This is a genomic window from Vibrio sp. St2 (genome assembly GCF_947311885.1).
Taxonomy (GTDB): Bacteria; Pseudomonadota; Gammaproteobacteria; order Enterobacterales; family Vibrionaceae; genus Vibrio; species Vibrio coralliilyticus.
Genome location: NZ_CAMZNA010000012.1, coordinates 39,745 through 53,084, shown reverse-complemented (window position 1 = coordinate 53,084; position 13,340 = coordinate 39,745). Strand labels below are relative to the sequence as shown.

Below are 13,340 nucleotides of genomic sequence, written 5' to 3'. Positions count from 1 at the left end.
CTTTATCGATCAATATGTAGCGATAAAAAAAGCGACCCATCTGGGTCGCTTCTACTATATCAAACTTTTAAATTCTGCCGTTAGCAAAATTAAGCCAGTGCTTTCTCAATATCAGCGCTAACTTCGGCAACTTGCTTAGTACCATCAAACTTAAGGTACTTAGTGTTACCTGCTGCCGCTTCTTTACCGTAGTAGTCGATAAGCGGTGCAGTTTGCTCATGGTAAACGCCTAGACGAGCACGAACAGTTTCTTCTTTGTCGTCATCACGCACAACTAGGTCTTCACCTGTTACGTCGTCTTTGTCTTCAACTTTCGGCGGGTTGTACACTACGTGGTAAGTACGGCCAGAAGGTAGGTGAGCACGACGACCAGCCATGCGTTCAACGATAACGTCATCAGCAACGTCAAATTCAATAACGTAATCGACATCAACGCCCATTTCTTTCAGACCATCAGCCTGAGGAATCGTGCGCGGGAAACCATCTAGTAGGAAACCTTTTTCACAGTCATCTTGAGCAATACGCTCTTTGATTAGACCTAGGATAATTTCATCAGAAACTAGCTGACCAGCATCGATAACAGCTTTAGCTTGTTTACCAAGCTCTGTACCTGCCTTGATAGCAGCACGTAGCATGTCACCAGTAGAGATTTGCGGAACACCGTATTTTTCCATGATGAAATTTGCTTGTGTGCCTTTACCTGCACCTGGAGCACCTAGAAGAATGATGCGCATGTTGAATCCTCTTAAGATAATGATGATTTATACCGAAGCTCACTATGGTGTTCATAACAAACAACAGCCTTAGCTCACGGTAAGTTTCGGTATAACTGTTCTTTCAGTTGACAATAAAACAGGCGTGCACATTACACGCCTGCTCACTTTGTTTCAAGATTGCATTCTATCACACAATCTGTTCGCGTAGCGCAGCTTACGACTAAAGAATGCTTAAACACTCACATTAAGCTGCAAACTTACGTTGTTTTATTCACGATAAGCGCAAATAAATCAAAAAGCCCGCATGATGCGAGCTTTTTGTTACCGTTTGACTATTAGCCCTTAGTCAAAAGCGAGTTGATAGCGCCTACAAATTGAGACGGGTCTTCCATCGAACCACGCTCAGCTAGCATTGCCTGACCAAGAAGCACTTCGACCCAACGACCAAACGCTTCTTCATCGGCTTCGTCCGCCATGCGTTTGACAAGCTGGTGTTCTGGGTTGATTTCGAAGATGTACTTCACTTCAGGTGCAGCCTGACCAGCGGCTTCAAGCAACTTCGCCATTTGTGTACCCATTTCAAAATCATCTGTCACAACAACCGCTGGTGTTGAAGCTAGCTTGAACGTAGTACGTACTTCTTTTACGCGTTCGCCTAAGTAGTCCTTCGTACGCTCAACAACAGACTTAAACTCTTCTTCCGTCTCTTTCTGCTTTTCTTTTTCTTCTTCGTTCTCAAACTTGCTGAGGTCAAGGCCTGCTTTAGTGATCGACTGGAACTGCTTACCATCAAACTCTGTTAGGTAGTTCATCAACCACTCATCGATACGATCAAACATCAGAATGACTTCGATGCCTTTTGCTTTGAACTGCTCTAAGTGAGGGCTGTTCTTCGCAGCAGCGTAGCTATCTGCTGTCAGGTAGTAAATCTTGTCCTGACCTTCCTTCATACGCTCAACGTAAGAGGCTAAACCGACCGTTTGCTCCGAGGAATCCACTTCTGTAGAAGCAAAACGCAGCAAACCAGCAACTTTTTCTTTGTTGCTCATGTCTTCTGCAGGGCCCTCTTTTAGAACCAGACCAAACTCTTTCCAGAATGACTGATACTTCTCTTCGTCATTTTTCGCCATGCGCTCAAGCATCGTAAGAACACGCTTAGTACAAGCGTTGCGCAGAGATTGCGTCACTTTGTTGTCTTGTAGAATTTCACGTGACACGTTCAATGGCAGATCGTTTGAATCAATTAAGCCACGAACGAAACGCAGGTAAGAAGGCATGAATTGCTCAGCGTCGTCCATGATAAATACACGCTGAACGTACAGTTTGAGACCCGATTTGTGGTCACGGTTCATCATGTCCCAAGGCGCTTTTGCTGGGATATACAGTAAGCTGGTGTAATCGTTCTTACCTTCAACACGGTTGTGGCTCCACACTAGTGGATCTGCGAAGTCGTGTGAAACGTGTTTGTAGAACTCTTGATACTCTTCTTCAGAGATATCAGATTTGTTGCGTGTCCAAAGTGCTTGAGCTTTGTTGATTTGCTCCCACTTCTTCTCACCTGTTTCTTTACCTTCTTCGTCGCGCTCAGCAGTCTGAATGGCAACAGGAATACCAATGTGATCCGAGTACTTGCTGATCACTTCACGCAAGCGCCACTCGTTCAGGAACTCTTTTCCTTCATCACGCATGTGAAGAACGATATCAGTACCACGAGATTCTTTTGAGATTGTCTCGATGGTGTATTCACCTTCACCAGCAGAATGCCACTGAACTGCTTCATCAGCTGACAGGCCAGCAGCACGAGTACGAACTGTTACTGCATCGGCAACTATAAATGCAGAGTAGAAACCAACACCAAACTGACCAATCAGTTGAGAGTCTTTAGATTGGTCTTCCGACAGCTTTGAGAAAAATTCGGCTGTGCCTGATTTTGCAATCGTACCCAAATGCTCGATCACATCATCACGGCTCATACCAATGCCGTTATCAGAAATAGTTAGGGTATTTGACGCTTCATCAAATGAAAGTTTTACACCTAATTCAGCATCGCCTTGATATAAATTAGGATTAGATAGCGCCTGAAAACGTAACTTATCTGAAGCATCAGATGCGTTCGAAATCAGTTCACGCAAAAAGATCTCTTTATTGGAATAAAGAGAGTGAATCATTAAGTGAAGTAGCTGTTTTACTTCAGATTGAAAGCCACGAGTTTCTTTGTTTTGTGTTGCTGTATCGCTCATGATAGCTCCGTAACATCTATATTTATCAAGCCTCCGCATTGTCAACGGGGGCGATACTGAGATAATCTGCAAGTTAACATGAGGGTGACAATTGTAAATTCAAGGTCAAAAATCATAAAAACAGTGTTTTTTTGATCTTATTTTGACTATTCTTGCACCTCAAAAAATCAAAAAAACTAAACGTCACCTCCCTGATATAGGGATTTTTGCGCGCATCTGATGAAATCTATACAACAATAATGGTCATATCCAATGAGTAACATAGGCACTAAGTTCAATCTTGCTAACAGATTCACTTTTGACCCCAATACGAACTCTCTGGTGGACAAGTCAAACGACAATGAAGTCATTCGTCTGGGAAGCAATGAAAGTCGCATCCTGCTTTTACTGTCAGAAAAACCCAATGACATCGTATCCCGCAACGAACTGCATGACTTCGTCTGGCGAGAACAAGGCTTTGAAGTCGATGACTCCAGCCTAACTCAGGCGATTTCGACATTACGCAAGCAGCTTCAAGACTCAACCAAGTCTCCTCAATATGTCAAAACAGTGCCTAAGCGCGGCTATCAACTTATTTGTAATGTAGAACGTGCAACCCCATTTATGAGTGGAGACACTTCAGTAGCCGAAGAGGAAGCACTTGAAGCAGAAGATGTTTCGGTTGAACTACCTACAGACTCTCATGTAGACGAAGTCAGCCCACTTAAGTCGACCGTTACGGAAACAAAATCAGCACCAAGCGTCGCAAAGCAAGTTAAGCCTCAATCAAGATGGGCTATGCGTATTATGTTGGTTCTGGCACTGCTTATCCCTTTGTGCGTTGTACTATTTACCAACCCTGCAGAATCAAAATTCCGCCAGGTTGCAGTTTACGATAATACTCCGGTGAAAACGCCGATTAATCATCCTGATCTCAGTGAGTGGTACCCATCAATTGAGCAATGCGTGAAACGTTACAATGCCGCTCATGCAACCGTCGCTCCCGTCGAAGTAATCGCGACTGGTGGCCAGAACAATCAGTTAGTACTGAACTACATTCATTCACTAGACAACTCTGGTGAAAACATCACCGTTCGTATTTTTGCTGAACAGCAAGACCTTAGTAAAGTTTGCCAATAGGAATAACGACATGAATCAGAAAATCGCAGCTGGATTACTTGTTCTGTCAGCTCTGTTCAGTGGCTGGCTATACTGGGGCAGTGATCTAAAAGTTGAGCAAGTGCTGACCGCGAAGGAATGGCAGTCAAAAATGGTGACAGTAATTACAGATAGCCTTCAAGAAGAGTCAGTTGGCCCGCTTCGCAAAGTGGATGTCACCTCTAACGTGAAGTACCTACCTAACGGTAGCTACATTCGAGTTGCTACTGTTCGTCTGTATGCTAACAATGCAGAAAGTGAAAATGTCATCAACATATCTGAAACGGGCGAATGGGATATCAGTGATAACTACCTGCTGGTTTCCCCTATCGAGTTCAAAGACGTTTCTTCAGCACAAAGCAAAGACTTCACTGCCGATCAGCTAAAACTCATCACTCAGATCTTTAAGATGGATGCTCAACAGAGCCGCCGAATCGACATTGTGAATGAGAAAACATTACTTCTAACGAGCTTAAGTCACGGCTCTACGGTACTTTTCTCTAACTAATTTCTACCAAAGGGGAGCATGATGCTCCCCTAACTTTATCTTACTCATCATGGATTGGATTCACTCAATTGGGCTACTGATTGGTTCATTTATCTCAAACACGCTTGCTTCCTTGTCTGGCGGGGGTGCTGGACTTTTGCAATTCCCGTTGCTCATTTTCTTTGGCCTACCATTTTCCGTTGCGCTTGCAACTCACAAGGTCGCCAGCGTCGCTCTCGGTATTGGCGCAGCGTTCACGCACATTAAGCAAAAAACGATAGACTTCAAAGTCGCTCTCTATCTGATTGCGGTTGGCAGTATCGGCGTCATCATCGGCGCCAATATCGTGTTGATGATTCCCGAGAAGCTGGCCGAAACGTTATTGGGGCTGATGATTCTAGCTATAGGTATCTACTCTCGCTTCAAACGACAATTGGGCCAGCAAGAACTTCCAACCAATCGTCATACGCTAGGTTGGATATTCGGCGGGCTGGGCCTGATTCTAATTGGGGTAATTAATGGCTCTCTCACGGCGGGCTCTGGGCTATTAGTGACTACCTTCTTAGTTCGCTGGTTTGGTTATAGCTATAAGCAGGCTGTCGCGTTAACAATGATTTGCGTCGGGCTATTTTGGAACGGTATTGGCGGTGCTGCGGTGGCACAAGCAGGCGCCCCAATTTACTGGCCATGGCTACCTATTTTATTGCTCGGTTCCTTCCTTGGCGGAGGACTAGGAGCTTACCTGAGCACTCGTTATAGTAATCAGGTTATTAAGGTTTGTTTTGAATTGCTGACCTTTGCGGTCGGCATCAAGTTATTACTGTGAGTGTTTATGGACAAAGCAAAAATCGATATTTATTACTGTCGCCAATGCAATTGGATGTTGCGATCTACATGGTTATCTCAGGAGCTGCTACATACTTTCAGTGAAGAGATCGAAACCGTCTCCTTGCATCCCGATACAGGCGGTCGTTTTGAGATTCATTGCGATGGTCTTCTTATTTGGGAAAGAAAGCGTGATGGTGGCTTCCCAGAAGCGAAGGTACTGAAACAGAAAGTCCGAGATATCATAGATCCAGAAAGGGACCTTGGCCATTCTGATACTAAGTAAAAAATGCCCGTTTTAGCGGGCATTTTTTATAGTCGAATCGAGGCTAGCACCTGATTATCGAAGGTCTTCACTTTTAGCTCCCCTTCTTCATAAACACCGAAACTAGGTTCAAAACCATTACGTGGGAACGTCACTGAGCCTGGGTTAAAGATGACTTGTTCCCCTTGCCACTGCGCAACAGGCACATGGGTATGACCATGTGCAATCACGTCCCCACGCTTTAAAGGAGGACGTTTGTCCGTGTTATACAGATGACCATGAGTAACAAACAAGCGATGGCCGCTCTCAAGCAACACCCATGCGTAATCCATCATCATAGGAAAAGAGAGCAGCATCTGATCTACTTCGCTGTCACAATTACCTCTAACAGCAATAATCTTCTGCGCATATTGATTAAGTCGTTCCGCGGCTGCTGGAGGGTTGTAGCCTTCAGGTACCGGATTACGTGGCCCGTGGTTAAGAATATCGCCCAGTAAAACTAAAGCCTCAGCGCCAGATTGGTCGAACTGCGCAAGTACTTTCTCGGTTGCAGGCAAACTGCCATGCAAGTCTGAGGCAAAAAACAATTTCATGACATCATTTCCTCAAAGAAACTGAGGCTATTTTACGGGTTCAACTATGTTTAGTCATCTCTTGCCATGCCATTAATCACAATATTGTTGTAGCTCACCATCCCTATAACCTGACCGTTTTCAATCACAGGTGCTCGACTGATACCAAAGCGCTCGAACAAACGTGCGCAGTATTTCACATTCATATCAGGATCCACCGATAATGCTGGTTTTGTCATAATCTCATAAATATTGATCCGATCAGGCGAACGATTCTTTGCCAGCACTTTTTTCGCAATGTCATTCATTAGCACCAGACCGAACTCATCGTCTTCATTCCGTTTGTTCACAACCAAAGCTTTCACTTCATGGCTGCGAGCTAGCTGAATACCTTCTCTGACGGTTGTCAGGCCATCAATCATGACGTAAGTACTCGCCATCACATCACGTACACGGATTTTTTCATGACTGCTCATAATTCGTCCTCTACTACTTTGGTTAGTTTTTCCACCTGATGAGCAACGCCTACTGCATCTTCAATGTCGATCTGTACCGCTATTCCCTGCCCCGACTCCTGATCAAATTCTCCAACCTCACTGATGGTTTCAAGAATATGACGAGAAAGGTGCTCTTCGACAACGAACAGCAATACGTCTTTTTGCACTTCTAGGGTCAGACCAAAAAAGGTGCGCTTCTTATTTAGGCCTTCCCCTCTGGCGTGATTGATCACGGTAGCGCCTGTTGCACCTGCATTCCTGGCCGCATCCAGTACCGTTTCAGTTTTACTGTCTTCGACAAAAGCCAGTATCAATTTAAAGCGCATTTTCACTATCCTCCTTCGTCGACTCTTTGTTGAGCCAACGAGTGATTTGGGCATAACCCATAACAGAAATCATCGGGAACAAACTGGCAAAGGCAATCAGGCCAAAACCATCAATCATTGGGTTTCTTCCCGGAACGGTAGAAGCAAGCCCTAACCCTAAGGCGGCGACCAAAGGCACGGTGACTGTGGATGTCGTGACGCCGCCAGAATCGTAGGCCAGCGGGACAATTAACTTGGGAGCGTAAAAGGTCTGTATAACGACCACAATGTAACCAGCGATAATGTAGTAATGGATTGGATCGCCAACAACGATCCGATAACTCCCCAAAGAGATGCCAATTGCTACTCCCAACGCCACGGCGATGCGTAGGCCGTTCACACTGATAGAGCCACCCGAGACTTGGTTAGCCTTAATAGCGACAGCAATCAGAGAAGGCTCAGCAATTGTCGTACTAAAGCCAATACAGAAGGCGAATAAATACACCCAGTAGTAATCCTGCCACCCGATAGCGCCCGATACGCTGGTTCTAAATTCTTGTAAAAAGGCGGGGGCCGTCAATTGGGTGGCCATCGTTTCCCCGAGTGGGAACAACGCCAGCTCTAAACCGATAAGGAATAAAGATAAACCAAGAATCACGTACCCGAATCCAAGCAACACTTTGGGTAGATTCGTTACCGGGCGGCGTAACACTGCAAACTGAAAGCCGAAAATAATCGATGCGATAGGGATGACATCACTAATAGTGCCAAGGAAAGTGTCAACAAAGTGCGACCATTCAATCATGCCACCACCATTCCATAAACCATCACAAACATCATAGGTAACAAGGATGCAAAGGCGATTAACCCGAAACCATCTATCATCGGGTTACGACCTTTAATGGCCGATGCAAGCCCAACGCCGAGAGCTGTCACCAAAGGGACCGTGATAGTTGATGTGGTCACGCCGCCAGAATCGTATGCCACACCAATAATGGCATCTGGTGCAAACATGGTCAGTACGACAACCCCGATGTATCCGCCGATAATCATGTACTGAATCGACCACCCTTTAAGAATACGGAGTACGCCCAGCATGATGGCTATCCCTACCGATAAGGCGACGGTGTAGCGCAAACCATTGGCATAGTCGTCCTTCGCCACTTCTCCAGAAGCAATCATCCCCCCTTCGGCCGCAACTTCTGCTGCTTCATCGGCTACAGCAGTGAGGGCGGGTTCAGCTACCGTGGTACCAAACCCCAAACAAAACGCAAAGATCATCAACCAGAAAACGCTGCCCTTTCTAGCAAACGCCTGTGCCATGGACTCACCAATCGGAAACAGCCCCATCTCCAACCCGAAGATAAAAAACGTCAACCCCATGACAACCAACATTAGACCGAACAATATCGATAACATATTGGGCAGCGGCTCTTGCAGCACCACCAGCTGAAAAAAAGCAATTACGGCAACAATTGGCAACAGATCCCGCATGCTGCCCAAGAACGCTTTTAGCAGCGCAGTAATTGCCTGCATAGAAACCTCTTTATCCGTGAAGTACTTGTTTATGATGACAAATGGATTGCACAGTTGATGTGACTCGCATAGCGGGATGGCCAACAAAAGTAACAAAATGTTAATTTTGTGATAATCATTAGTTTTGCATAATCAATGATCCTAATAGCTGCTAACTCGCTATAATTACTAGAATTACCATAGATACCACCTGAGTAATCTGGCATTTATGGAGGAGCAAAGGAGAGCGAAATGAAAGTACTACTCACTGGTGGCACAGGTTTTATTGGCAGGGAATTGCTGAAGCACTTCACAATGTACGAAGTCGTTCTGCTCACCCGCTCTCCCGCCAAAGCAAAAGCGGCCGTCAACCATGCTGATTTAGGTAACATCACCTACCTATCAGACTTAGAGCAGTACCATGACCTCAATGAATTCGATGCCATCGTTAATCTAGCGGGCGAGCCCATCGCTGACAAACGCTGGAATAAGAAACAAAAAGAAGCCATTTGTAAAAGCCGTTGGGCTACCACAGAAAAAATCGTTGATTTGATCCATGCGAGCACATCTCCTCCCTCTGTGTTTATAAGCGGTTCTGCAGTTGGGTACTATGGCGACCAGCAGGATCACCCCTTCGACGAAGGACTGCATGTTCATAATGAAGGGTTTCCTCATCATGTTTGCGCAAAGTGGGAGCAGATCGCTAATCGAGCTCGTTCCGAATCCACTCGAGTATGCATACTCAGAACGGGAGTCGTGCTAGGGCAAGACGGTGGAGCACTGGATAAGATGCTGCTGCCTTACAAGCTTGGCCTAGGTGGGCCAATCGGCAATGGCCGACAATACATGCCGTGGATACACATGCTGGACATGGTTCGCGGTATTGTCTATTTACTCGAGACCGAGCATGCCCATGGAGAATTCAACTTATGTGCACCTCACCCTGTGACCAACAAGCAGTTTAGCCAAACATTGGCGAAGTCACTCAAACGTCCTCACCTTTTGTTTACCCCAAAATGGGCTCTGCGTTTAGCTATGGGGGAGAGTTCTGTATTGCTGTTTGATAGTATTCGAGCTAAACCCAAAAAGCTGACGGAGCTCGGGTTTCGTTTCAGTTACTCCCGATTAGAGCCCGCTCTGAAAAATCTATTACAACATCACGAATAATCTTTTACTCTAAGCCATATCCGTTGCGCTAGAAGAAGGGATCTCATGTCTAAATCTATACTCATCACTGGTTGCTCGACTGGTATTGGTTACGTTTGTGCACATGCACTCAACCAAAAAGGCTATCAAGTCATCGCGTCATGTCGACATACTGATGATGTTGAACGCCTGCGCAACGAAGGGCTAACGTGCATACAGCTAGATCTGGCTGATAGCGACAGCATTTCAAGCGGCGTTAAACAGACACTAGAACTGACGAACGGCAAGCTTGATGCTCTATTTAACAATGGGGCTTATGGTCAGCCGGGGGCTTTGGAGGACCTTCCCACTCAAGCTTTAAGAGAGCAGTTTGAAACCAATTTCTTTGGCTGGCATCAGCTAGTATGCGAAGTTTTGCCGGTTATGCGCCAGAATGGGCACGGCAGAATTGTTCAGAACAGTTCCGTTCTTGGCTTTGCAGCGATGAAATATAGAGGTGCGTACAACGCTTCCAAGTTTGCGCTTGAAGGCTGGACAGACACACTTCGATTAGAACTGCATAACTGTGACATTCATATTAGCCTTATAGAGCCAGGGCCAATAGAGACTGAATTCAGAAAAAATGCACTCCAAGCGTTTGTAAAATGGATTGATGTCAAAGACAGCGTCCATCATCAGCAATACCAAAATCAATTACAGCGATTAGAAAAGGAGTCTTCTAACAACTCCTTCGTTTTACCAGCTGATTCTTGTATTGCGCCTCTTCTACACGCATTAGAATCAGACAAACCTAAAATTCGCTACAGAGTCACCACACCAACCAAAGTGTTTGCCGTGTTAAAACGGTTACTGCCTAGCCGATTATTGGATGGTATTTTGCGACGCGCTGCTTAAAAATAAATCACCGAGTGTAATTTTTTCGTAACAATAAGACGCTAACTTACACCCTGAAGTTGTTCACTTCATGACCTCATTTAAGCGTTACATTCGGTAAAAGACATGACATTAAACCAGTTAAACTGGCTAAGTGTGGGTGTTGCGCTAACTTTGTTTATCGTTTTATAAACACCTTCGCTTGCATTAGGCTGCAATCACACCGCTTTCACAAGCGGTGTTTTTGTATCTGCTATTCCCTTGATATCTATAGCAACCGCCCATATGTTTGTTGTATCCAACTCTTTGCAAGGAATCACCAGATGCAATCTCCTTTTATTGTGGAACTGAGCGAACAGAACTTCCGTCAAGTACTGGAAGGCTCAATGCAAACGCCCGTACTTATTCATTTCTGGGCCCCAATGAGCCAAGAAAGCACTCAAATTATTCCCGAGCTGCAAAATCTTGCTCAACAATATAATGGAGCGTTCACACTGGCATTGCTCAACTGCGAACAGGAGCAGATGATCGCAAGCCAGTTTGGTGTACAAGCTCTGCCGACCATTGCATTATTTGTGAACGGCCAACCTGTCGATGGCTTAGGCGGTCCTCAAGAGCTTCCTGCGATTCAAGCTATGCTTGCCAAACATCTACCGAGCCAAGATGAGCTTAATCTAAAACAAGCTGTAGAATGTCTTCAATCAGGCCAGCATGCTCAGGCTTTAGCACTTATTCAGGCATTGCCAGATGAGCTAAAACAGAAAGGCGACGTAAAGCTCGCTTTAGCAGATTGCTTACTAGAAACTCAAAGCTTTGATCAGGCTAAAGCCTTGCTAGATACCATCCCCATGGAATATCAGGACAACTACTACAAAGGCTTAGTGGCAAAACTGGAGCTACACGATCAAGCGGCGAACAGCCCTGAAATCCAGTCTCTTGAGAATGCGTTGAAAGAAAATCCAGCGGATGCCAAAAACGCCGCAGAACTGGCACTGAGCTACCATCAAGTTAATCGTGACGAAGAAGCACTCGAATTACTATGGACCTTCTTACGCAGTGATTTAAATGCTCTTGATGGCGACATGAAAAAGCACTTTATGGACATTCTCGCAGCACTAGGTCAGGGAAACCCAATTGCCGCGAAGTATCGTCGACAGCTCTACTCTGTACTCTATTAGCCTTCCCTCAAATCACCTTTAAAGCCGGCATGTCCGGCTTTAATTTTGCGCGAATTTAGCACTGGTTCTCATTTATGTCATTGTGCTGCCACATGAATTAAGCAACAATCGACATAATAACTTATACAAGGACTCAGATATGGCTATCGACTCTCTCATTACCATCGGCATTTTTCTCATTGTCGCTATCGCGTTCATCATGGCAGGGGTCAAGACTGTACCTCAGGGTAACCACTGGACCGTCGAACGTTTTGGCCGCTACACCCTGACTCTGAAACCAGGTTTGAACATCATCATTCCTTTTATTGACGGTATAGGTCATAAAATCAATATGATGGAGCGCGTGTTAGACATCCCCGCTCAGGAAGTCATTTCTAAAGACAATGCTAACGTCACTATTGATGCCGTCTGTTTTGTTCAAGTCGTCGATGCAGCGAAAGCCGCGTACGAAGTTAACGACCTAGAGCACGCCATTCGCAACCTGACACTGACTAATATCCGTACCGTCTTAGGCTCTATGGAGCTTGATGAGATGCTGAGTCAACGTGATATGATCAACAGCAAGTTGCTGTCTATTGTCGATGAAGCAACCAACCCTTGGGGTGTGAAAGTAACACGTATTGAAATCAAAGATGTGCAACCACCAGCGGATCTAACCGCTGCCATGAATGCTCAAATGAAAGCAGAACGTAACAAGCGTGCTGAGATCTTAGAAGCTGAAGGTATCCGTCAGGCAGAAATCTTAAGAGCAGAAGGTCAGAAGCAATCTGAAATTTTGAAAGCGGAAGGTGATAAGCAAGCCGCGATACTTCAAGCAGAAGCTCGTGAACGAGCAGCTGAAGCCGAAGCGAGAGCAACAACTATGGTATCGGAAGCAATTGCCCAAGGTGACATGCAAGCTGTGAATTACTTCATTGCCCAAGGCTATACGGACGCATTACGAGCGATTGGCCAAGCCGAAAATGGCAAGATTATCATGCTACCACTTGAGGCATCGGGGCTGATGGGTTCCGTGGCTGGTATCGCAGAAATGTTCAAGCATAAATCCGATCAAAATAAATAGAGGTGCTCTTGTTCGAATTACTCGATTCTCTCAATTATTGGCACTGGCTGGCCTTCGGGCTAGCTTTACTGGCTGTGGAACTGCTTGGTACTGCTGGTTACTTTCTTTGGCTGGGTTTGTCGGCTTTAATCGTCGGCCTACTACTTACTTTACTTCCGATGAGTTGGCAACTGCAGTGGATTGCTTTTAGTGTATTTTCACTCATGACAACCTGGCTATGGTGGAGACGACAATTTAAGAAGGACTCCTCCGACGATCTAAACCGAGATTTAAACCAGAAGCAGAAACAACTCATTGGTCAGACAGTTCTGGTTGAAGAAAACCTAGCGCCAGGAAAGCATCGCATAAAAGTGGGGGATACCACTTGGTCAGCGCAAACTGAACACGCGATACCCGCAGGTACACTCGTAGAAATAACTCAAGTGAACGGTATTATTCTCACTATAGAAGAAAAAAAATAATCTCTATCTCAGGCTCTTTGTCTTAACAAAGAGCCTTTTTTCTTCTAGAAACACTTCCCT

The 13,340-nt window shown here is 45.4% G+C and carries 16 protein-coding genes; 9 read left to right on the top strand and 7 right to left on the bottom strand.

Going from position 1 to position 13,340, the window contains the following annotated elements:
* Positions 1-89: 89 nt before the first annotated feature.
* Both adk and htpG read right to left on the bottom strand, forming a co-directional pair.
* Positions 90-734 (bottom strand): adenylate kinase, encoded by a 645-nt coding sequence (gene adk, locus QMA41_RS22350; protein WP_281630656.1) that lies wholly within the window; start codon positions 732-734, stop codon positions 90-92.
* A 317-nt stretch (positions 735-1,051) separates the two neighbouring features.
* On the bottom strand, positions 1,052-2,956 hold the full coding sequence (gene htpG, locus QMA41_RS22345; protein ID WP_006957390.1) for a molecular chaperone HtpG: 1,905 nt from the start codon (positions 2,954-2,956) through the stop codon (positions 1,052-1,054).
* A 252-nt stretch (positions 2,957-3,208) separates the two neighbouring features.
* Between htpG and QMA41_RS22340 the strand changes: the two genes are divergently transcribed.
* The 4 genes from QMA41_RS22340 to QMA41_RS22325 are packed head-to-tail and all read left to right on the top strand — an operon-like array spanning position 3,209 to position 5,691.
* On the top strand, positions 3,209-4,075 hold the full coding sequence (locus tag QMA41_RS22340) for a transcriptional regulator (protein WP_038510058.1): 867 nt from the start codon (positions 3,209-3,211) through the stop codon (positions 4,073-4,075).
* 10 nt (positions 4,076-4,085) lie between these two features.
* Positions 4,086-4,601, top strand: a complete 516-nt coding sequence (locus tag QMA41_RS22335; protein WP_006957388.1) for a regulatory protein ToxS — start codon at positions 4,086-4,088, stop codon at positions 4,599-4,601.
* A gap of 49 nt (positions 4,602-4,650) precedes the next feature.
* A complete protein-coding gene (locus QMA41_RS22330) occupies positions 4,651-5,406 on the top strand; it encodes a sulfite exporter TauE/SafE family protein (RefSeq protein ID WP_281630655.1) in 756 nt (251 codons plus the stop codon).
* 6 nt (positions 5,407-5,412) lie between these two features.
* Positions 5,413-5,691 carry a SelT/SelW/SelH family protein gene (locus tag QMA41_RS22325; protein ID WP_171341577.1) on the top strand — a complete coding sequence of 93 codons (279 nt, stop codon included), beginning with the start codon at positions 5,413-5,415 and terminating at the stop codon, positions 5,689-5,691.
* A 26-nt stretch (positions 5,692-5,717) separates the two neighbouring features.
* On the opposite strand, the gene yfcE is transcribed toward QMA41_RS22325, so the two are convergent.
* The 5 genes from yfcE to QMA41_RS22300 are packed head-to-tail and all read right to left on the bottom strand — an operon-like array spanning position 5,718 to position 8,580.
* Positions 5,718-6,263 carry a phosphodiesterase gene (gene yfcE / locus QMA41_RS22320; RefSeq protein ID WP_281630654.1) on the bottom strand — a complete coding sequence of 182 codons (546 nt, stop codon included), beginning with the start codon at positions 6,261-6,263 and terminating at the stop codon, positions 5,718-5,720.
* Positions 6,264-6,313: 50 nt separating this feature from the next.
* Positions 6,314-6,718, bottom strand: a complete 405-nt coding sequence (locus tag QMA41_RS22315) for a CBS domain-containing protein (RefSeq protein ID WP_021457030.1) — start codon at positions 6,716-6,718, stop codon at positions 6,314-6,316.
* Complete coding sequence (locus tag QMA41_RS22310) at positions 6,715-7,065, bottom strand: P-II family nitrogen regulator (protein ID WP_019274738.1); 351 nt, start codon at positions 7,063-7,065, stop codon at positions 6,715-6,717. The genes QMA41_RS22315 and QMA41_RS22310 overlap by 4 nt, the downstream gene beginning before the upstream one ends.
* The gene (locus tag QMA41_RS22305; RefSeq protein WP_019274737.1) at positions 7,055-7,849 is read right to left on the bottom strand and encodes a DUF1538 domain-containing protein; all 795 of its coding nucleotides are present in this window, start codon (positions 7,847-7,849) and stop codon (positions 7,055-7,057) included. The genes QMA41_RS22310 and QMA41_RS22305 overlap by 11 nt, the downstream gene beginning before the upstream one ends.
* Positions 7,846-8,580 (bottom strand): DUF1538 domain-containing protein, encoded by a 735-nt coding sequence (locus tag QMA41_RS22300; RefSeq protein WP_021457029.1) that lies wholly within the window; start codon positions 8,578-8,580, stop codon positions 7,846-7,848. The genes QMA41_RS22305 and QMA41_RS22300 overlap by 4 nt, the downstream gene beginning before the upstream one ends.
* A 231-nt stretch (positions 8,581-8,811) precedes the next feature.
* Here QMA41_RS22300 and QMA41_RS22295 point away from each other — a divergent pair, with 231 nt between their 5' ends.
* From QMA41_RS22295 to QMA41_RS22275, 5 genes are all read left to right on the top strand, one after another.
* Positions 8,812-9,726 carry a TIGR01777 family oxidoreductase gene (locus QMA41_RS22295; protein ID WP_281630653.1) on the top strand — a complete coding sequence of 305 codons (915 nt, stop codon included), beginning with the start codon at positions 8,812-8,814 and terminating at the stop codon, positions 9,724-9,726.
* A gap of 45 nt (positions 9,727-9,771) precedes the next feature.
* Positions 9,772-10,599: an SDR family oxidoreductase gene (locus QMA41_RS22290; RefSeq protein WP_281630652.1), complete on the top strand. Its 828-nt coding sequence runs from the start codon at positions 9,772-9,774 to the stop codon at positions 10,597-10,599.
* A gap of 302 nt (positions 10,600-10,901) precedes the next feature.
* Positions 10,902-11,756, top strand: coding sequence for a co-chaperone YbbN (locus tag QMA41_RS22285; RefSeq protein WP_281630651.1), 855 nt, complete (start codon positions 10,902-10,904; stop codon positions 11,754-11,756).
* A gap of 139 nt (positions 11,757-11,895) precedes the next feature.
* Positions 11,896-12,819, top strand: coding sequence for an SPFH domain-containing protein (locus QMA41_RS22280; RefSeq protein WP_019274732.1), 924 nt, complete (start codon positions 11,896-11,898; stop codon positions 12,817-12,819).
* 8 nt (positions 12,820-12,827) lie between these two features.
* The gene (locus QMA41_RS22275; RefSeq protein WP_006957378.1) at positions 12,828-13,280 is read left to right on the top strand and encodes an NfeD family protein; all 453 of its coding nucleotides are present in this window, start codon (positions 12,828-12,830) and stop codon (positions 13,278-13,280) included.
* Positions 13,281-13,340 lie beyond the last annotated feature (60 nt).